16 protein-coding genes are annotated in these 18,619 nt (G+C 57.1%); 4 read left to right on the top strand and 12 right to left on the bottom strand.

Annotation, left to right across the window (positions count from 1 at the left end):
• Window position 1: 1 nt before the first annotated feature.
• From IDH45_RS20075 to IDH45_RS20065, 3 genes are read right to left on the bottom strand one after another with little or no spacing between them, the layout of a single operon-like run.
• Entirely contained in the window at window positions 2–1,627 is a 1,626-nt protein-coding gene (locus tag IDH45_RS20075; RefSeq protein WP_190929912.1) for a sensor domain-containing diguanylate cyclase, read from the bottom strand.
• Window positions 1,628–1,657: 30 nt separating this feature from the next.
• Entirely contained in the window at window positions 1,658–1,843 is a 186-nt protein-coding gene (locus IDH45_RS20070) for an NUDIX hydrolase (protein ID WP_190929911.1), read from the bottom strand.
• Window positions 1,830–3,608, bottom strand: coding sequence for a B12-binding domain-containing radical SAM protein (locus IDH45_RS20065; protein ID WP_190929987.1), 1,779 nt, complete (start codon window positions 3,606–3,608; stop codon window positions 1,830–1,832). The genes IDH45_RS20070 and IDH45_RS20065 overlap by 14 nt, the downstream gene beginning before the upstream one ends.
• 368 nt (window positions 3,609–3,976) lie before the next feature.
• On the opposite strand from IDH45_RS20065, the gene IDH45_RS20060 reads away from it, so the two are divergent.
• Window positions 3,977–5,215, top strand: a complete 1,239-nt coding sequence (locus IDH45_RS20060; RefSeq protein WP_190929910.1) for an aminopeptidase — start codon at window positions 3,977–3,979, stop codon at window positions 5,213–5,215.
• Window positions 5,216–5,297: 82 nt separating this feature from the next.
• On the opposite strand, the gene pflA is transcribed toward IDH45_RS20060, so the two are convergent.
• From pflA to IDH45_RS20035, 5 genes are all read right to left on the bottom strand, one after another.
• Window positions 5,298–6,047: a pyruvate formate-lyase-activating protein gene (gene pflA, locus IDH45_RS20055; RefSeq protein ID WP_190929909.1), complete on the bottom strand. Its 750-nt coding sequence runs from the start codon at window positions 6,045–6,047 to the stop codon at window positions 5,298–5,300.
• Window positions 6,044–8,305, bottom strand: a complete 2,262-nt coding sequence (gene pflB / locus IDH45_RS20050) for a formate C-acetyltransferase (RefSeq protein ID WP_190929908.1) — start codon at window positions 8,303–8,305, stop codon at window positions 6,044–6,046. The genes pflA and pflB overlap by 4 nt, the downstream gene beginning before the upstream one ends.
• Before the next feature lie 617 nt (window positions 8,306–8,922).
• Window positions 8,923–9,333: a hypothetical protein gene (locus IDH45_RS20045; protein ID WP_190929907.1), complete on the bottom strand. Its 411-nt coding sequence runs from the start codon at window positions 9,331–9,333 to the stop codon at window positions 8,923–8,925.
• 332 nt (window positions 9,334–9,665) lie between these two features.
• Window positions 9,666–10,799, bottom strand: a complete 1,134-nt coding sequence (locus IDH45_RS20040; RefSeq protein WP_190929906.1) for an ABC transporter permease — start codon at window positions 10,797–10,799, stop codon at window positions 9,666–9,668.
• Window positions 10,796–11,791 carry an ABC transporter ATP-binding protein gene (locus IDH45_RS20035; RefSeq protein ID WP_190929905.1) on the bottom strand — a complete coding sequence of 332 codons (996 nt, stop codon included), beginning with the start codon at window positions 11,789–11,791 and terminating at the stop codon, window positions 10,796–10,798. Before IDH45_RS20035 ends, IDH45_RS20040 begins: the two co-directional genes overlap by 4 nt.
• 554 nt (window positions 11,792–12,345) lie before the next feature.
• Here IDH45_RS20035 and IDH45_RS20030 point away from each other — a divergent pair.
• The gene (locus IDH45_RS20030; protein ID WP_317891247.1) at window positions 12,346–13,197 is read left to right on the top strand and encodes an RluA family pseudouridine synthase; all 852 of its coding nucleotides are present in this window, start codon (window positions 12,346–12,348) and stop codon (window positions 13,195–13,197) included.
• Window positions 13,198–13,345: 148 nt separating this feature from the next.
• Here the strand turns inward: IDH45_RS20030 and IDH45_RS20025 are convergent, their stop codons facing one another.
• Entirely contained in the window at window positions 13,346–13,774 is a 429-nt protein-coding gene (locus IDH45_RS20025; protein WP_190929903.1) for an SRPBCC family protein, read from the bottom strand.
• A 219-nt stretch (window positions 13,775–13,993) separates the two neighbouring features.
• Here IDH45_RS20025 and IDH45_RS20020 point away from each other — a divergent pair, with 219 nt between their 5' ends.
• A complete protein-coding gene (locus IDH45_RS20020; protein WP_190929902.1) occupies window positions 13,994–15,082 on the top strand; it encodes a DNA alkylation repair protein in 1,089 nt (362 codons plus the stop codon).
• Window positions 15,083–15,137: 55 nt separating this feature from the next.
• Here the strand turns inward: IDH45_RS20020 and IDH45_RS20015 are convergent, their stop codons facing one another.
• Both IDH45_RS20015 and IDH45_RS20010 read right to left on the bottom strand, forming a co-directional pair.
• The gene (locus tag IDH45_RS20015; protein ID WP_190929901.1) at window positions 15,138–15,842 is read right to left on the bottom strand and encodes an HAD family hydrolase; all 705 of its coding nucleotides are present in this window, start codon (window positions 15,840–15,842) and stop codon (window positions 15,138–15,140) included.
• 147 nt (window positions 15,843–15,989) lie between these two features.
• On the bottom strand, window positions 15,990–16,481 hold the full coding sequence (locus IDH45_RS20010) for a GNAT family N-acetyltransferase (RefSeq protein ID WP_190929900.1): 492 nt from the start codon (window positions 16,479–16,481) through the stop codon (window positions 15,990–15,992).
• A 222-nt stretch (window positions 16,482–16,703) separates the two neighbouring features.
• On the opposite strand from IDH45_RS20010, the gene IDH45_RS20005 reads away from it, so the two are divergent.
• Window positions 16,704–17,522 (top strand): helix-turn-helix transcriptional regulator, encoded by an 819-nt coding sequence (locus IDH45_RS20005; protein ID WP_317891244.1) that lies wholly within the window; start codon window positions 16,704–16,706, stop codon window positions 17,520–17,522.
• A gap of 58 nt (window positions 17,523–17,580) precedes the next feature.
• Here the strand turns inward: IDH45_RS20005 and IDH45_RS20000 are convergent, their stop codons facing one another.
• Window positions 17,581–18,549: a sugar phosphate isomerase/epimerase family protein gene (locus tag IDH45_RS20000; RefSeq protein ID WP_190929899.1), complete on the bottom strand. Its 969-nt coding sequence runs from the start codon at window positions 18,547–18,549 to the stop codon at window positions 17,581–17,583.
• Between the last annotated feature and the right edge of the window lie 70 nt (window positions 18,550–18,619).

Here is an 18,619-nt window from a genome sequence, read left to right as displayed (position 1 = left end):
CTTACGGCTCGGGCTCGCAGCTTGCATCGTCGCACTCCACCCGGTTGCGCCCTTGGTTTTTCGCCCGGTACAGCGCCTTGTCCGCCCGCTCGATCATATCCTCAAGCGTATTCGTTCCGTACGTGCGGTGCGGACGCGTCTGCGATACGCCGATGCTGACCGTAACGCCGATCTCCAGGTTTTCTTCGCGGTAAGGGCTCCTCAGAAACCATTTCCGGATGCGCTCCCCCAACTCCCGGCCGTGGCTCATATCGCAATTGGTAGCCAGCACGATAAACTCCTCCCCGCCGTAGCGGGCGACCACATCGGATTTGCGGACGCAAGCGACCAGCAGCGACGCGGCGTGCTTCAGCACCCGGTCTCCCCTCAGATGACCGTATTTGTCGTTGATCTGCTTGAAGTAATCGACATCGACGATCAAAATGCACGAGGGCTTGCCGGCCCTGGCCGACGCTTCCTCGATCTTCGCCCCTTCGTTCATCAGAAACCGCCGGTTGTACACTTCTGTCAGATGATCGACGACCGCCGATTCCTTGAGCAGTTGGACCGTCGACTGGAGCTTGTCTGACATCATATTGAAATTCGCCGACAGCTCCTTCAGCTCGATCGGGGCGGTGCGGAACGTAGCCGGATCGATCCGGTAGCCGTACTTCCCTTCCCGAATCCGGTTCGTGCCTTGAAGCAAGGCGCTGAGCAGATCGACGACCGGCTGGGTGATCAGCAGAGCGGCGGCATAACTGGCCAGCAGAACCAAGCCGGAGATAAGGCCCATCACGACGAGCAGCTTCCAGTAAGGCATATAAATATCGACCGTCCGGGTCTCGCCGACGATCAGCCACCTTCCGTCCAAGGACCAGGCATAGGCGCCGAATACAGGCTCGCCGTTTACATTGTTGTACGCCTTGCTCGTCAGCTCGCCGGCGATCGCCCGCTTGTAAATCTCCGTATCGTACCGTCTGCCCTTCTCCGTAACTTCCGATCCGCCAGGCGAGTTCGTAATCCGATACCCGTGATGGTCGAGCAGAAACGTTTCGCCGCTTTCGCCGAACTGAAAGCTGTTGACGATGCCTTCCAGTGTCGTCAGCTTGACCGTGGCGACGATCGCTCCCGCGAACTCATCGCTGTAGCTGCGGACCGGGGAGGAGAACGCAATGATCGATTGTCCCTTCACCCGGCCGGTCATCACTTCGGTTACGTACCGGTTCTCGCTGCGCGCAGCCGTAAAGTAATTCCGGTCGGATACGTCGAGCTCGAACCCTCCTCCGTTCGCCGAGTACATCTTCCCTGCAGCGTTGACAAAGTTGATCGAGTCGAACTCGGCATGCGACTGCCGGAACAATTCGATCTGCCTGCTCATCTCATCGAGCTGCAGCGACCGACTCCCCGGCAAGGAAGCCAAATAGTCGACATCCGCGGCACGCTCCGCTTTCCAGTTATCGATGAAATGCCGCTGCACCTCGATCGCTTCCTTCAGCGCGGCATGGATCTCCCGTTCCTTGATGACTTTGACGGGGAGGGACATGAACAGCACGATCAGCAAACACATCGCGGCGATCAGCAGGCCCACCCACAACCGAAGACGCCCTTTTAACGTAGATATCCTCAAAATCCGTTTCAGGGTCTGCACCCGGTCATCCCCACCTATGCCCCAGCCGCCTCAATCGAGAACGATCTCTTTACCGGGGTTCCGCATATATTCGAACATCGATCGGATCTGCGATTCCGTATTCCGGTCGAGCGACAGCTCAGGCAGCTCGTCTTCGCCGAAATACGCCGTCTCCGACGTCTCCAGGCTGGGCTGCAGCCGTCCCCCGATCCGCTCATCGGCGTTAGTTCCGGACAACGGACTCCGCTTCACGCGACGGCATCGGCATCGTAAAATACTGAGGCCCCGATCCGTCCGCCGCGTATACGACAACAAGCAGCGTACTCCGGCTGCGGTCGATCGTTCCTTCCGCCTCGTAACGGGGCAGATCGAACGGAATCGTCTCCAGCACGGCGTGCTTGTACAGATCTTTCTCGCTCATCCCCAGAGCGGCGAATCCGGACGAAGCCTGCTCCGGACGTTCCGCCATTATGCGGAAATACGACGACTGCGCATTTTTGTCGTGAGCGAAGTCCCACCATATTTTGCGCGGCTTGTATCTGTGGTTCATGAAATAATCGAGCTTCATCAGACCGAGCACAACGTCCCGGTCCGGCGTCCCCCGCCGCTCCAGAAACGATTGCAGCCGCTCGAACAAATCTTCAAGCTGATGACCGATCTTCTGCCAGCCGCGCTCTTCCCAGTAGTCGCCGAACAGTTGGAAAAAGTCGAACGCCGAATCGAACTGCCGGTCGATCAAATACCGGACCGTGCGGTCGAGCCGGTGCGAATTCCAATATTTCTCCAGGACGTCCTCTACCCGCTTGATGCGCATCAAGTCGGAGAACGGCAGGATACTGTTGCCGAGTATCTCATAAGGCGCCTGATCCATATACACGTAGCCGTACTTGTCGGCGTCATGACGCAGACCGGTTCCCCGCAGCATTTTCAGAAATCCGAGCTGCAGCTCCTCCGGCCCAAGGGCAAATACGTCGTTAAACGTTTGGCGGAACGAGTCGTAATCTTCCTCCGGCAGCCCGGCGATCAGATCGAGATGCTGGTCGATCTTGCCGCTTTCCTTCACCTTCATAACCGTCCGGGTCAGCTTGGAGAAATTTTGCCGGCGCTTCACCAGCTCGTTCGTCAAATCGTTGGTCGACTGGACCCCGATCTCGAACCGGAAAATGCCCGGAGGCGCATGCTCGGCCAAAAAGTCGAGCACTTCCGGACGCATGATGTCGGCAGTAATCTCGAACTGGAACACGCAGCCGCGGTGGTTGTCGATCAGAAACTGGAAAATCTCCATCGCATAGTCGCGTTTAATATTAAAGGTGCGGTCGACGAACTTGATCAGCTTCGCCCCGGAATCGATCAGATGCAGCAGGTCGGCCTTCGTCCGCTCCATATCGAAGTACCGGACTCCGACCTCGATGCTCGACAAGCAGAACTGGCAGCTGAACGGACAGCCGCGGCTCGTCTCGAAATAAACGACGCGGTTAGGCAGCGCCGCCTCGTCCTCCTCGAAGCGGTGCGGGGAAGGAATATCGTCCAGCTTCAGCTTCGGGCGTCCCGGATTGACGCATACCTCGCCGTCCGCGTTCCGGTAAGCGACGCCGAATACGAAGTGGTACTTGCGGTCGCCCGAAATCTCGCGCAGCAGGTGGAGAAACGTCTCCTCCCCTTCGCCCATAACGATGAAATCGACCTCGGGAAGCTCGTTCATCCAATAGCCCGTATCGTAGGACACTTCCGGGCCACCCAGCACGATTTTCAGCTCCGGCTTGATTTTCTTCATCATCCGCACGACCCGGATCGTTTCTTCGATATTCCAGATATAACAGGAGAAGCCCAGCACGTCCGGGTCCCGCCGGAACAGATCCGATACGATATTCATCGCCGGATCTTTAATCGTATATTCAGCCATCTCGATATCGAATTCGTCCCGGCAAAACGCCTTCAAATATCGCAGGGCAAGGCAGGTATGAATGTATTTGGCGTTCAGACTGGAGACGACCACGTTCATTGGCTTCAAACCTTTCAGTCTTCTAATAGTAGGATCACACTCAATTCTACATCAAAACCGGATGAACACAAAATCGCTTTTTTGTGAAAACTTGTTGGGGACGGATTTTGAAAATCCGAGACGAGCATGATATAGTGCAAGTACACCGGGTACACTCAAAAGCCCGGTGAATGATAGCGGAGGGCTTGGATGGGTGCCGTAGAAGCGTCAGCGTTTGCATTTGGTTCCCAGATTTCCACATTGAAATGATAGTTAAAAAAATCAGGGAACAACGGCAATCGCAGGCATCATCCGGGCTTGCAGCGGAATTCATTCACCGGCGTTTCAACATTTCTACATAACGGTTCGAATTGGAAGGAGCGATTGCGATGCCAACGGATTTGGATCTGGAGAAATATGCGGAACTGGCGGTACGCGTAGGCATTAACGTGCAGCAGGGACAGACACTGGTCGTATCCGCGCCGCTGACTGCGGTGGAGCTGGTTCGCAAAATTACCCGCAAAGCGTACGAGGCGGGCGCCAAAAACGTGCACGTGGAATGGAACGACGAGGAGATTACCAAAATCAAGTACGAGCTCGCGCCGGACGAAGCGCTCAGCGAATACCCGATGTTCCGGGCGAAAGGCTGGGAGGAGTTCGCGGCGAACGGGGCCGGCTTCCTGAGCATTTATTCCACCAATCCGGACCTGCTGAAGGACATCGATCCGAAACGGGTGGCGGCGGCTACGAAAGCGGCCGGAACGGCGCTTCAAGGCTGGCGCCACTATACGATGGCGCACAAGGTCGCCTGGTCGCTGATCTCGACTCCGACGCCCGAGTGGGCCGCCAAAATGTTCCCCGATCTGCCTGTGGACGAAGCGGTCGCCAAGCTGTGGGAGCTGATCCTGAAAGCGACCCGCGTCGATCTGGACGATCCGGTGCAGGAATGGAAGGAGCACAACGCGCGCCTCTCCAAAACGGTGGACTATTTGAACAAAAAGCAGTACCGCCAGCTCGTCTATAAGGGAGAAGGCACCGATCTCACTGTGAATATGCCGGACAACCACGTCTGGCACGGCGGCTCGACCGACAACGAGAAGGGCGTCACATTTAACCCGAATATGCCGACGGAAGAAGTATTTACGATGCCGCACAAGGACGGGGCGAACGGAACCGTACGCAGCACGAAGCCGCTGAATTACGGAGGCAATCTGATCGACAATTTCACGCTCCGGTTCGAGAACGGCAAGGTTGTCGACTTTACCGCCGAGCAAGGTTACGAGACGCTGAAGCTGCTGCTCGACACCGACGAAGGGGCGCGCATGCTGGGAGAACTGGCGCTTGTGCCGCATCGTTCGCCGATTTCCGATACGAACCTGATTTTCTACAATACGCTGTTCGACGAAAATGCTTCATGCCATTTCGCTCTCGGCCGCGCTTATCCGATCACGATCGAAGGCGGTTCGGAGATGAGCAAGGAGCAGTTGTCCGAACGCGGCGCCAATGACAGTCTCATTCATGTCGACTTCATGATGGGCTCGTCCAGCATGAATATCGACGGCATTACCGCAGACGGCCGGGCGGAACCGATTTTCCGCGACGGCAATTGGGCGATCGAGCTCGATTGATCGGCTGCGGTTCCGCGATCGATGGAAAAACCTCCGAAAGCCTTGAGAGATCAAGGATTCGGAGGTTTTTTTCGATTTCTTTCTATTGGGCATGCAGAGGCGGTTCCGTCATGCTTCTCCGCCCTTCCTCAATTAAATGGATTGCCCGCTCCACTTCTTTGTCTGTCGGCTCCGGGCATCCTTCCAATACATATTCCCGGCCTAGCTCCTGCCATTTGTATACGCCCATCCGGTGGTACGGCAGCACCTCCACCTTCTCCACCCCGCGCAGCTTCCCGATAAACCGTCCCAGCCCGCGAAGCTCTTCCATTGAGTCCGTCCAGCCGGGGACGAGCACGCGGCGGACCCACATCGCCTTGCCTATGGCGGACAAATGCTCGGCGAAGCGCAGAATTTTGTCGTTCGGCTGGGTCGTCAGCTCCTGATGAGCTTCCCGGTTCATCATCTTCAGATCGAGCAGGACGAGATCGGTGTGCCGCAGCAGCTCCTCCGCATGCGCCGGCTCGCAGAAGCCCGAGCTGTCGAGAGCGGTGTGCAGCCCCCACCGTTCCTTGACGGCGGCGAACAGCTTCGCGACAAAAGGCGCCTGCAGCGAAGGCTCGCCGCCCGATACGGTAATGCCGCCGCCGGAGAGACGGTAAAACTCCACATACGGCTCGATCTCGGCGAGGATGTCCTCGACCTCCACGCGGCGGCCCGCTTCGGTATCCCACGAGTCCGGATTATGGCAGTACCGGCAGCGCAGCGCACAGCCCTGCATGAACAAGACGAAGCGGATTCCCGGCCCGTCCACGGTGCCGAACGTCTCCAGCGAATGGATGCGGCCCGTCATACCTCACCGTGGAACGTGCGGCTGATGACGTCGAGCTGCTGCTCGCGGGTCAGCTTGATGAAGTTGACCGCGTAGCCGGATACGCGAATCGTCAGCTGCGGATAGTTCTCCGGGTGCTCCATCGCGTCAAGCAGCTGCTCCCGGTTGAAGACGTTCACGTTCAGATGGTGGCCGCCGAGCGTCGCGTACCCGTCCAGCATCGACACGAGGTTTTGCACACGAGGCCCTTCTTCCCGGCCTAGCGCCTTCGGAACGATCGAGAACGTGTTCGAGATGCCGTCCAGGCTGCAGGCGTACGGCAGCTTCGCCACCGAAGCCAGCGAGGCCAGAGCGCCCTTGCGGTCCCGGCCGTGCATCGGGTTCGCGCCCGGCGCAAACGGCTGGCCGGCTTGACGGCCGTCCGGTGTCGTCCCTGTTTTCTTGCCGTAAACGACGTTCGAGGTGATCGTCAGGACCGACATCGTCGGCACCGCATTGCGGTACGGCTTATGCTTGTTCAGCTTGCTCATGAACGATTCGACCAGTTCCACGGCGATTCTGTCCACCCGTTCGTCATTATTGCCGTATTGCGGATATTCGCCCTCAATCTCGAAATCGACGGCGATCCCTTTCGCGTTGCGGACCGGTTTCACTTTGGCGTAACGGATCGCGCTGAGCGAATCGGCCACAACCGACAAGCCGGCGATGCCGCAAGCCATCGTACGGACGATGTCGCGGTCGTGCAGCGCCATCTCGAGCCGCTCGTAGCAGTATTTGTCGTGCATGTAATGAATGACGTTGAGCGTGTTCATGTACAGCTTCGCCAGCCACTCCAGGACAGAGTCGTAAGCCTTCGCCACCTCATCGTAGTCGAGCACATCCGAGTCGATCGGTTTCATCGCAGGACCGACCTGGATGCCGAGCACTTCGTCGAGGCCTCCGTTGATGGCGTACAGCAGCGCTTTGGCCAAGTTCGCCCTTGCGCCGAAAAACTGCATTTGCTTGCCGATGCGCATCGCCGAGACGCAGCAGGCAATGCCGTAATCGTCCCCGTAGTACGGGCGCATCAGCTCGTCGTTTTCGTACTGGATCGAACTCGTCTCGATCGATACTTTGGCGCAGTATGCCTTGAACTTATACGGCAGGTGCGGCGACCAGAGCACCGTCAAGTTCGGCTCCGGCGACGGGCCCAGATTGTAGAGCGTGTGCAGGAAGCGGAACGAGTTTTTCGTAACCCGCGGCTCGCCACCCAGCGACATGCCGCCGATCGATTCGGTCACCCAGGTCGGGTCTCCGCTGAACAGCTCGTTATAGTCGGGCGTACGCAAAAATTTGACGATACGCAGCTTCATGACGAAATGGTCGACGATCTCCTGGGCTTCCTGCTCGGTCAGCACGCCTTCCTTCAAATCGCGCTCGAAGTAGATGTCCAGGAAGCTCGACACGCGCCCAAGGCTCATCGCGGCGCCGTTCTGCTCTTTGATCGCCCCGAGGTAGGCGAAATACAGCCATTGTACGGCTTCGCGCGCCGACTGCGCAGGCAGGGAGATGTCGTAACCGTAGGCGGCGGCCATCCGTTTCAGCTCGTCCAGACTGCGGATTTGCTCCGACAGTTCTTCTCTCAAGCGGATAACGTCTTCGGACATCTGATCCACTTCGAGTCCGGCCAGTTCTTCCTTCTTGCCCGCGATCAGACGATCCACGCCGTATAGCGCAACCCGGCGGTAGTCGCCGATAATCCGGCCGCGGCCATAAGCATCGGGCAGACCGGTGATGATCCCGGCTTTGCGCGCCGTCTTCATCTCGGACGTGTAAGCGTCGAACACGCCTTGGTTATGCGTTTTGCGGATATCGGTAAACAGCCGGATCATCTCTTCCGGCAGCTTGAACCCGTAAGCTTCGCAAGCATCGGCCACCATACGGATGCCGCCGAACGGCTGGACGGAACGTTTGAACGGCTCGTCCGTTTGCACGCCGACGATTTTCTCTTTCTCCTTGTCCAGGTAGCCCGGGCCGTGCGAGACGATCGTCGATACGGTATCGACGTCTACATCAAGCACTCCGCCCTTGGCCCGCTCCGCGCGGGTCAGCTCCATAATTTGCGCCCACAGCTCCGTCGTATGTCCGGTCGGACCGGCGAGGAACGATTCGTCTCCGAGATAGGGAGTCAGGTTCGTATCGATAAAGTTTTTCACGTCAATCCGCGTCTGCCAGTTCCCCGGCCGGAATTCCCGCCATGCTTCAACGTTGTGTGTTTGTGCCGGTTTTGTGCCGATCATGCCAGATCCCTCCATTTCTCTATCTACCTTGAGTATAGGCGATAACCGGCCGCTTCCGGCGTGACATTTATCACACGATCGGGCCGATTCCGTTTCGAATTTGTGAAAAAAAGTACAATGTTGCGAGAAACGGTTGCGTATGACAGGGGGTGGGGTGGTGAGCGAGCGTTGGGTGGGCGTGGTGAGCAGGCATTGGATAGGCGGGAGGTGAGGCTACTGGCGGGCGGTGAGCGCTCGTTGAGCGGGCGTCCCCCATAAGAGTCTTTGGCACCCTTTATTTTCGATAGAATCGTGAAAATGAAGGGAATAAAGGCGATTTGCACCCCTTATTTCCATCGACTGGTCGGGTTCGCACCCTTTTCCCCATTTTAAGAGGCTCAAACCGCTCTAATTTCCCCCTCCAAGCGGGTTTCGGACAAAATAAAGACTGCAAACCGCTCTTAACCGCTTCCTTCCCAGCTATAAGCAGGGCAGAAGGCCTCCCGGGTCGTTTTATTTTTCATTTTGTCGCCTTAGCGCCCCCCTCCGAAATCATTCAAAAGCCCGGACATTCGCCCGGGCTCCCTTATCCTTCATTATAGATAATCGACTTGTCGTTATTATCATGCCACAACGTTTCAAAGCTGCGGCTGCATCGTATCTTCCCCGACGAGCGGCATATGCAGCAGTTCTTCGGGTACGAGCTCTTCGGCGCGTACCGGTCCCGTGTTGCCCCGGCCGGGACGGGCTGCCGTCTCGAGCGAGCTTCTGCGCACTTCGGCCAGCACCTCCGGAAGCGGAGCGATCCGTTCCTGCACAGGCATTTGCGTCAGCACCAGCGTATAGCTTTCTTCCTGCTCTCGGACGGTTAACACAGGGCCGCCGGCCGCTTTTCCCGGCTCCAGCCATCTGTGCGCTTCCCGGATCATGAGACGCTCGACATCCGCTTTTTGTTTGATGTAAACGGCGGAATCCCCGTCGGTTTCGGCGATCAGCCGCTTTAACCGTTTACGTTCCTCCATCCATTTCGCCAAACGATACAAAATCATCAGTCGAACACTCCTTTCCCCTCTGAACTTATTGTAAGGCGGAAACATTAAGGGAGCATTAGCGGATCATTAGCGCAGCATTAACTTTATGTGTCAATCGTGTAACAAGGTGCGTCAGCTTTACATAACGTTACGTTTCATGCCGGCATTACCAGTGTGCCACGTTGCGGTTTTTTTATGTATGCGTTTTCGTCCGAACCTCAAAAAACGGCTCTCCGAATCGCTTGACCGGCCAATCCGCCCGGCCTTGTGCGATCCGTGAGAACCGTTACTATCGCTTATCCTCTTCTAATATGACTATAAGTACGAGGCTCCGGACTTCCAGTCACGCCTTACTCCCACTTAAACGTAAAACTCGAGATCGTAAACGCCACCACAATCCAGCCGCCGAGCAGCGCCGCCTCCGGCCACAACGCCGCAAAATCCGCCCCGACGTTCATCACCTGGCGCATCGCCGTCGTCAGATGCGAGATCGGCAGCAGCTTCACCACATATTGCAGCAGCACAGGCATCTCTTTAATCGGAAAAAATACTCCGCCGAGAAACAGCATCGGAAACGAGACGAAGCCGGCGATCGGCCCGGCGCTTTCCGGCGTCTTGGCCAGAGAGGCGATAATGAAGCCGAGCGACATGAAGGTGAGCGTCCCGAGCACGACGAACAGAAACAGCAGCCACCACGCCCCGTTCACCTGCGTGCCGAAAAACGTCGAGCCGACGAACACGACGATAAACGCCTGCATCCCGTTCATCACGAGCCTTGCCGTTATCTGCGCGGCGATGAACGTCGACGCTTTAAGCGTCGTGCTCTGCATTCTCCGCAGAATGCCGCGCTCGCGCCACGAAGCGATTTGACCGGCTACTCCATTCAGGTTGGTAGACATAATCATCATTGCTAGAATGCCAGGGACGAGAAAATCGATATATTTCAAATTCAGCGACTGAACCGCGACCGATTCCACCGTTACGACCGGCGAATAGTTGGCAAGCTGCTTGCTCAGGCCGTCCACCACCTGCGACAAAACCGCCAGCGCCAACTGGGACGTCGTCATATTGGTCTCGTCGTAATACGCCTTGACCTTGGCCACTTCGGGCATCGGTTCGAACAGCGGATCGAGATACGCATTGGTGGAATGCTTTCCGAGCTGTTCCTCGTAAACGTCCGGGATAACTACGATAATATGCAGATCGCCCCGCTTCAGCTCTTCCATCGCTTGTTCCTTGTTGTATTCCTCTTTCAGTTCGATCACATGGCTTAATTGGCGGAGCGAACCGACCAGCGTACGCGAAGCGCTGCTGTGATCCTCATCGATGATCGCTCCGTTCAGCGATATGCCGCTGCCGTTGCCGAGAAAAGCTCCCAGCATACCCATAAAAAAAACCGGGAATAACAGCGACCAGAACAGCACCTGACGGTTCCGAATAAACAACCGGAGCTGAGCGAGCGTCAACTGCAAGTAAGCCTTCATTCCTCTCTCAGGCTCCTTCCCGTCATATGGATGAACACGTCTTCCAGCGTGGCTGTACGAGTGCGCAGGTCGGCGAATTCCAGTCCTCTTGCTCCCGCAACCGCGATCCAATCGGTCAAGGTCGACTGCAGCCGATCCGTGTACAGCACATAAACTTCTTTTTTCATATCCACCCCGGTAACCCCTTGCACGCTCTCCAGCACCGCCAGGACGGCACGGCGTTCCTCGTCCGGCAAGTCCGTTCTCTCCAGCTGGGGCAGCCGGAATTCGACGGCGCTCTCGGAATGCAGGCTGCGTACAAGCCGCTCCGGCGTATCGAGAGCGATCACCTTCCCTTTGTCCATCAGACAGATGCGGTCGCACAAAATATGCGCTTCATCCATGTAGTGGGTGGACAGCACGATTGTTTTGCCGCGGTTTTTCAGTTTCAGGATGATGTCCCATAACATGCGCCGCGCCTGCGGATCGAGTCCGGTAGTCGGTTCGTCGAGAAAGATCACTTCCGGATCGTTGACGAGCGCCAGAGCAATCGCAAGCCGCTGCCGCTGGCCGCCGGACAGATGCTTCACCCGGTCGTTTTTCTTCTCCTCCAGAATCATATCCTGAAGAAGCGGTTGTATCGGAACCGAGCTCGGATAAAAGCTCGCATACATGCGTACGATTTCTTTTACTTTCAATAAGTCAAACAGCGAGGTCGATTGCAGTTGAACCCCGATCGCCTGCCTGACCTTCTTCAGCTCCTTTTGCGTATCGAAGCCGGCTACGATGGCCGTTCCCTCATCCGGTCGGCGCAAGCCTTCCATCATTTCCATCGTCGTCGTTTTGCCTGCGCCGTTCGGTCCGAGCAAGCCGAATATTTCGCCTCTGTGCACCTCGAAGCTTACATTGTCCACGGCGATAAACGAACCGTACCGCTTCACGAGCCCCTCGGCCCGAATGACCGGTTTCTTGCCGCCACCGAAGGCGGCCGCCGCGTTGACCGAATCGCTCATACACACCCTCCTCCAGCGAATGGCACTATTATACCATTGTTCCGAAGCGGCCGCATGCAAACCGCCGGGGAACGGGAGGGCGGATGCTTTTTTGCGCCGGATGCGATATAGTAGCAACAGGAACTGCACAGCCAAAGGAGAACGGAATGGACAAGAAGAAACGCACACCCGCCAAATTTACAGAGAGTAAGCAAGCTCCCGCTTCAAAACCGGGCAAAGACCAAGCAAGGCGCACAGCCGCCAAACCGGCATTCGGGAAGCCAACCGCCGCTGCAGGGACGTCTGGCAAACAGCCCAAAAGCGCATGGGGCAAACCGGCCCCGGCTGCACAATCCAACGAGAAGCAACGCAAGCGTACGGATGCCAAAGCAACCTGGGACAAACAGCCCTCCACCAGCAGACCGGACGGAAAGCCCCAGAAGCGGGCAGCCGCCCAATCGGTCTGGAGCAAGCATCCTCCTGCTGGCGACACGGCCGCGGGCGCCAAGCCGCACAAGAACGCAACGCCAGCCAAGGCGCCTTGGAGCAAACACCCGCCCGCTACCGAGCTTACGGTGCAGCAGCCGGACGAGCTGCTGGCCTTTCTGATTCAATCGTTAAGCAGCCACGGGCGCAACGCCGTCAAGTCGATTCTCGCGCGCGGGCAAGTGTCGGTGAACGGAAGAACCGTAACCCGGCACGATCAGCCCCTGCTTCCCGGTCACCAGGTAACCGTCAGTTGGTCGAAGATCGTCAAGGCGGACAAGATGGTCGGCTTGTCCATCCTCCATGAGGACGACGATGTGATCGTCGTGCATAAGGATGCCGGGCTTCTCTCCATCGCCTCCGAGCAGGAAAAAGAGATGACGGCCTACCGCCAGCTGTCCGATCACGTGCGCCGCGCCGATCCGCGCAGCCGGATCTTCATCGTGCACCGTCTGGACCGCGACACATCCGGCGTGATGATGTTCGCCAAGAGCGAACAAATCCAGCAGCAGCTGCAGAACACGTGGCAGGAATCCGTTCTGGAGCGTACGTACGTAGCTTTGGTGGAGGGCGAAGTGCGGGAAGAGCAAGGCACGATCCGGTCGTGGCTGAAGGAAAACAAAGCGATGCGCGTGTATTCCAGCCAGAAGCCGGACGACGGTCAGCTCGCGGTGACCCGCTATAAGCTGATGAAGTCGAGCAAACTTTTCTCGCTGCTGGAGGTAGAGCTGGAGACCGGACGGAAAAACCAGATCCGCGTCCATATGCAGGACATCGGCCATCCCGTAGTCGGGGACAAAAAATACGGCGCTTCCTCCGGCTCGATCGGACGACTCGGCCTTCATGCCCACGTCCTCACCTTCCGGCACCCCGCCACCGGCCAAACGATGCGCTTCGAAAGCAAGGTGCCCCCTGCTTTCTTGCGGGTATTTCGGGAGTAGTCCGCAACGATAAAATAAAGAAAAAACGGCCGTTTGAGACTTGAAACTCGAGTCTTGGGCGGCCGTTGCGGTTTTAACTATATAATCTTGCGATAAAGGACGAATCGGTCTGTACGGTTGGTTGTCCGTTCAGTGTGAGTTCGCACGATTAAAACTTGCGTTTTTGATAAGGAAGTCCCTCACCCTGTTCACAATAGGATTTGAGACTATAAAGGAATATGGCCCAGTTGTAATTGCAAGATCGATAAAAGGGCGTCACTTCTTTCCAGTTCATATGACGCAGAGTCACAAAGGACTTCCCGTTCTTCTCTTCGATGTCAAAAGAGATAACCGTATCGATCCATTCCGGGTCCGAATCCATACACCGCCAAACGATTCGATTATTCGGGATCAGTTCCTCGATCCTCATCTTGTCCGCGTCATGGCCGCCGAATCGAAATTCATTCATGGAGCCAACCTGATTACGGACAATGAGTTCATTCGTCCAAACTTCCGACAATCCCTCAGCGGTGGTTAAGGTTTCATATACCTTCGCTGCCGGAACATTCACGGTTTGTAAATGCTCGATATTCGCCATACATTGCTCCTTTCGGCACCTGAATACGACTGCTCGTATTGGTTTTTACTCTTAAAAGTTTATGTCTGGTGCTTATGATAACATGGGATGAGTGTAAAGGTTTCTTCTGGATTGCTAAGTCGACTTGGACTCCTCTTAGTAATCATTCTGTGGTATACTGCAAGAAATAAGAACATGCATTCCCATTTCATATAAAACGAGAAAGGATCGTGTCGTGACATGGCCGAGCTGTTGAAAGAGATTTACAACGAGGCGTTTTTCAAGCAGTTGACGGGGAGGCTGCGTGCGGAGTATCCGTCCTTTCCGGAACGGACGTTTCTGGAGCTCGTATACGCGGGTGACTGGGAGTCGCTTGCGCTCAAACAGCGGATGAGGCGCATCTCCGAATCGCTGCGCGGGACGCTTCCGTCTAATTATCGGGAAACGCTGGTTATTTTGAAACGCGCCGCCGTCGACAGCCGCGGACTCCCGTACATGCTGTATCCGGACTTCGTGGAAGTGTACGGATTGGAAGACCCCGAAGCCTCGATCGAAACGCTCGCCTGGTTCACCCGGTATTCCAGCTCGGAATTCGCCGTCCGGCCGTTTATCGTCCGCTATCCCGCCCTTATGCTGGAGCGGTTGAAGCGGTGGACCGAAGACCCGGACGAGCACATACGCCGGCTGGCGAGTGAAGGAAGCCGGCCGCGCCTGCCGTGGGCGATGGCGCTGAACGAGTTCAAGCGGGACCCCGGTCCCGTACTGGAGCTGCTGGAACTGCTGAAGGAAGACGAGTCGGAGTACGTGCGGAGAAGCGTAGCCAATAACTTGAACGATATTGCCAAGGATCACCCTGAGCTCGTATTGGAGACCGCCCGCCGCTGGTACGGCCGGCATCCCCACACCGACTGGATCGTCCGGCACGGCTGCAGAGGGCTGCTCAAGCGGTGCGACCCGGAGGCGCTTCGCTTCTTCGGATTCGTTCCGGCGGAGGCGATCGAGGTTCACGGCTTGGCGGTCACTCCGGGACCTATCCACATCGGGGGCTCCGCGTCGATGGGCTTTACACTCGTGAATCACGGAGCAGAGCCGGCGCGGCTTCGCATCGAATACGGCATCGATTTCGTCAAGGCCAACGGCCGCAGCTCTCGCAAGCTGTTCAGGCTGCCGGAGAAAACGTACGCTCCCGGAGCGTGCGCCGTTACCTTTACCCACAGCTTCGCCCAATTGACGACACGCAAGCATTACCCGGGCGAACACCGCCTCGCCGTCATCGTTAACGGAATGGAAAAAGCTCTTGTGCCGTTTTACCTGCACGAAGAGCTTTGATTGTTGCTTTTTTTAGCGATTGCCGCAGTCCGCTCCGGACTGTGCCGCCACGGCTTCAGCCTCTGGAGGCGATCACGGCCGGAAGCTCGCTCAGCCGCTCGATCGCATACTGAGGCGCGAACGGGCCCTGAACCGGCAGCCGGCCACGGTTGTAGAAGCAGAAGTCGATCCCGGCATTGCCCGCCCCCACCCCGTCGATCTCCAGCGAATCCCCGATGTACAGCACTTCTGTCCGGTCCAGCCCGAGCTCCCCAAGCGCAATCTCGAATATACTCCGGTCCGGCTTCAGAAAACCCACCTCGTCGGAGATGATAAAGGCGTCAAACAGATGGGCGATGTTCCCGCTCGCCGTCCGTTTGCGCTGGGCTTCGCCTATGCCGTTGGAGATGACGGCCAGCTTCCGGCTGCCGTGCAGCTCCGTCAACAGCTCCTGGGCCCCGTCCTCGAAATGGCATAACTCGCAGAAGTGCTCCCAATAGGTGCGTGCGAGCGGAACCGAGTGAACCGCGTCCCACTCCAGCCGCTGCAGCGTATCGCGGAACGAATATTCGAGCACTTGATGGATCGTCAGCTTACGTTCGATCCTCTCGCTCCAGTACACCCAATTGATCGGGGCGAAAGCTTCCCAGAACAGCTCCCAAGTAAACCGCTCCCACCGCTCCAGCCCATGCTTCCGGCCGGTCAGGCGCATCGAATCCGATTCGCACAGGTCGTAATTCAGCAACGTATTGTCCAGATCAAAAATGACCGCTTTATACAATCATACTCCTCCGTTTCACACCTGATGATTTTCGCCGGCTGCTCCGCCCGGTCCGGGCCAATGCATACAAATCAAGGAAAACCGCTTTTACCGTCACAGCCGGTTCCTCTCCTTCCCAGGCAATGGGATGTTATCGTTCCTCCGGACCTACAACCTCTTCTCCAGGCAAGTCCGGTACTCCTCGAAGCCGTACTTCCGGTGCAGCGAGCGGGAAGCCGCGTTCTCCGCCCCCGTCTCCGAGCGAAGCAGATTCGCTCCGTTTCGTCTGACGCTGTCCTCCACATAGGCCAGCAGCCGCATGCCGTACCCCTCTCTCCGATAATCCGGGGCGATATAGAAATCGCGAATCTCGGCGATCGTCAGCGCATAGTCCGGCACATCGGCGAACGTCGACCAGACGTATCCGATCAGCCGCCCGTCGTCGTCCTCCGCCAACTCCGCGATCGTCCGGGGATCGTCCAGCGTTTCCAGCATAGCGGAATAAAACTGCTCCGGCTGCGACGTGGACATCCATTTCGCCTTGTACTCCTCATACGGCAGTTCCCTCGCCCACGACGTGTCACAGGCGTAGTTCACTTCGCAGTGAAGCGCCAGCAGCAGCTTTTTATCGTGTTCCTTGTCGATTGGACGGATGTTCAATGCGCGCTCACCCTTTCGCCGATTGTTCCCATGTACTACTTTCCAGACGCCTTCGCGAAACTCCTCCTTCCTCATCCGGCAAAAACTTCTATAACGAACTCATGCGTCACCTAATGGACAAACCGGGCGAAGTATCAGCCGCATGTTCTACACGGCCGCACCTATGGTACAATCAGGATAAAAAACCGGACATGCTGCGTAAAAGCAGGGGAGGCAACAATCGTGACGGAATGCGAAGTGTTGGCTGCGGGGTATTCGTATCATACGAAGCCATTTCATATTGCGACGACACGGGGACTGCGCAACTATTTGATCCGATTCCAGGTCGAAGGCAGCTGCCGCATCCTCGTAGACGGCGAAGTTCGCCTGATCGTCCCGGGTGATCTGCTGCTGTACAAGCCGACGGACGCCTACGACCTGAGAATCGAAGCCGAGCTTCAGCCAAGCGGGGAGCATGAAGTATCGAGCGGGGACTACTACTTTTTCTGCCGCGGGTCGTGGCTCGAGGAATGGTGGGGCCGCACGGTCAAATCCAGACATATGAAGCTGCCGCTGAGCAAGGAAGTGCTCCATCTGTGCCGGCAAACGATACTGGAGCATCGGCGCAGCAAAGATCCGGCCAAGGAAATGACCGAATACTATATGCGTCTGCTCTGCCTGACAATCGAGCGGGCCAGCCGGGAACAACGGTCCCCCGAGGAAAAGGGCCGGTCGTTTCTCGCCTACGAGATGAAGCGGTACATCGAAGAGAACGCCCTCTCCCCGCTCAAAATCGAAGACGTCGCGCAACATGTGGATTTAAGCGTATCCCGGGCCGTCCATTTGTTCAAATCGGTGTTCGATCAGACGATTATGCAATACGTCCAGCAGATTCGTCTGTCGGTGGCGCGCGAGCGAATCTTATTCAGCAAAATGTCGCTGGAGCAAATCGCCGAGACGTCCGGCTTTAACAGCTACACGTATTTCTATCGCGTGTTCCGGGCCCGTTACGGCATGAGCCCGAAGGAATACCGGGCCGGCGACATGAACTGGATCGACTGACGGTACACGACAAAAAAAAGCGCTCCCCCGAACCCAATCGGAGAAGCGCCTTCGATGATTATACCCACCACATTTGTCCGAGCGGCTCGCGCAGCAATACTTGCTGCAAGTTCGTCACCGCTTTGGTGAAGCCTTCGTCGACCGACATCAGGCCGTCTTCGTGTTCGATGCTGACGACATAGTCGTAGCCGACCAGACGAAGGGCGCTCAGAATGTCCGCCCAGGTTTTCAGATCGTGACCGAAGCCGACCGTACGGAACTGCCAAGCCCGGTCGAGCATCAGCGAGTACGACTGCATATCGGTAATGCCGTGTGTGTTCACGTTGATCGGATCGATCGTCGTGTCTTTGGCGTGGAAATGGTGAATCGCTCCGGCGCGGCCCAAAATATGAACCGCCTGGACCGGATCGATGCCCTGCCACCACATATGGCTCGGATCGAGGTTCGCGCCGATCACTTCGCCGGCCGCTTCGCGCAGGCGGAGCAGCGTTCCCGGGCTGTGCACGGAGAAACCCCCGTGAAGCTCGAGGCCGATTTTGACATTACGCTCCGAGGCGTAACGTCCCCACTCCGTCCAGTAAGGGATGACTTTGGTCTCCCACTGCCACGTCAGCAGCTCTTGGTAATCGTTCGGCCATGGAGCTACCGGCCAGTTCGGGTATTTCGCATCGTCGGAATCCCCCGGACAGCCGGAGAACGTGTTGACCACCGGAACTTCCAGGCGCTGCGCCAGATCGACCGTCTTCACGAACGTATCGTGGAACTCCTTCGCGATATGCCTCTGCGGATGGAGCGGATTGCCGTGGCAGCTAAGAGCGCTGATCGTGAGCCCGCGGGATTCGACCGCCTGCTTGAACGCCTTGAGCTTGGACGCGTCGGCGAGCAGCGTATCCGGATCGCAGTGAGCGTTGCCCGGATATGCGCCCGTGCCGATCTCGACCGCTTCCAGTCCTTTGGAGGCGATATAATCCAGCGCCTCCTCGAACGGACGGCCGGAGAACAATACGGTAAATACGCCAAGTTTCATAGCGGATATCCTCCTTCCCGGTTATACGAAAGGCTTCGGGGCGAAGCCTTTCGCTGAAAGTAGCATGTAC

Origin of the sequence: Paenibacillus oceani (genome assembly GCF_014705615.1) — a bacterium.
GTDB lineage: Bacteria > Bacillota > Bacilli > Paenibacillales > NBRC-103111 > Paenibacillus_AB > Paenibacillus_AB oceani.
Note: the sequence above shows the minus strand (reverse complement) of the source record. Positions and strands in the feature narration are given on the sequence as shown.

Excerpts from the sequence above, each read along its gene's own strand:
- IDH45_RS20045 (WP_190929907.1), bottom strand. The coding sequence starts at position 9,333 with ATGATTTTGTATCGTTTGGCGAAATGGATGGAGGAACGTAAACGGTTA.
- IDH45_RS20000 (WP_190929899.1), bottom strand. The coding sequence starts at position 18,549 with ATGAAACTTGGCGTATTTACCGTATTGTTCTCCGGCCGTCCGTTCGAG.
- pflB (WP_190929908.1), bottom strand. The coding sequence starts at position 8,305 with ATGATCGGCACAAAACCGGCACAAACACACAACGTTGAAGCATGGCGG.
- IDH45_RS20025 (WP_190929903.1), bottom strand. The coding sequence starts at position 13,774 with ATGGCGAATATCGAGCATTTACAAACCGTGAATGTTCCGGCAGCGAAG.
- IDH45_RS20065 (WP_190929987.1), bottom strand. The coding sequence starts at position 3,608 with ATGAACGTGGTCGTCTCCAGTCTGAACGCCAAATACATTCATACCTGC.
- IDH45_RS20020 (WP_190929902.1), top strand. The coding sequence starts at position 13,994 with ATGGCCGAGCTGTTGAAAGAGATTTACAACGAGGCGTTTTTCAAGCAG.
- IDH45_RS20040 (WP_190929906.1), bottom strand. The coding sequence starts at position 10,799 with ATGAAGGCTTACTTGCAGTTGACGCTCGCTCAGCTCCGGTTGTTTATT.
- IDH45_RS20060 (WP_190929910.1), top strand. The coding sequence starts at position 3,977 with ATGCCAACGGATTTGGATCTGGAGAAATATGCGGAACTGGCGGTACGC.
- IDH45_RS20035 (WP_190929905.1), bottom strand. The coding sequence starts at position 11,791 with ATGAGCGATTCGGTCAACGCGGCGGCCGCCTTCGGTGGCGGCAAGAAA.
- pflA (WP_190929909.1), bottom strand. The coding sequence starts at position 6,047 with ATGACGGGCCGCATCCATTCGCTGGAGACGTTCGGCACCGTGGACGGG.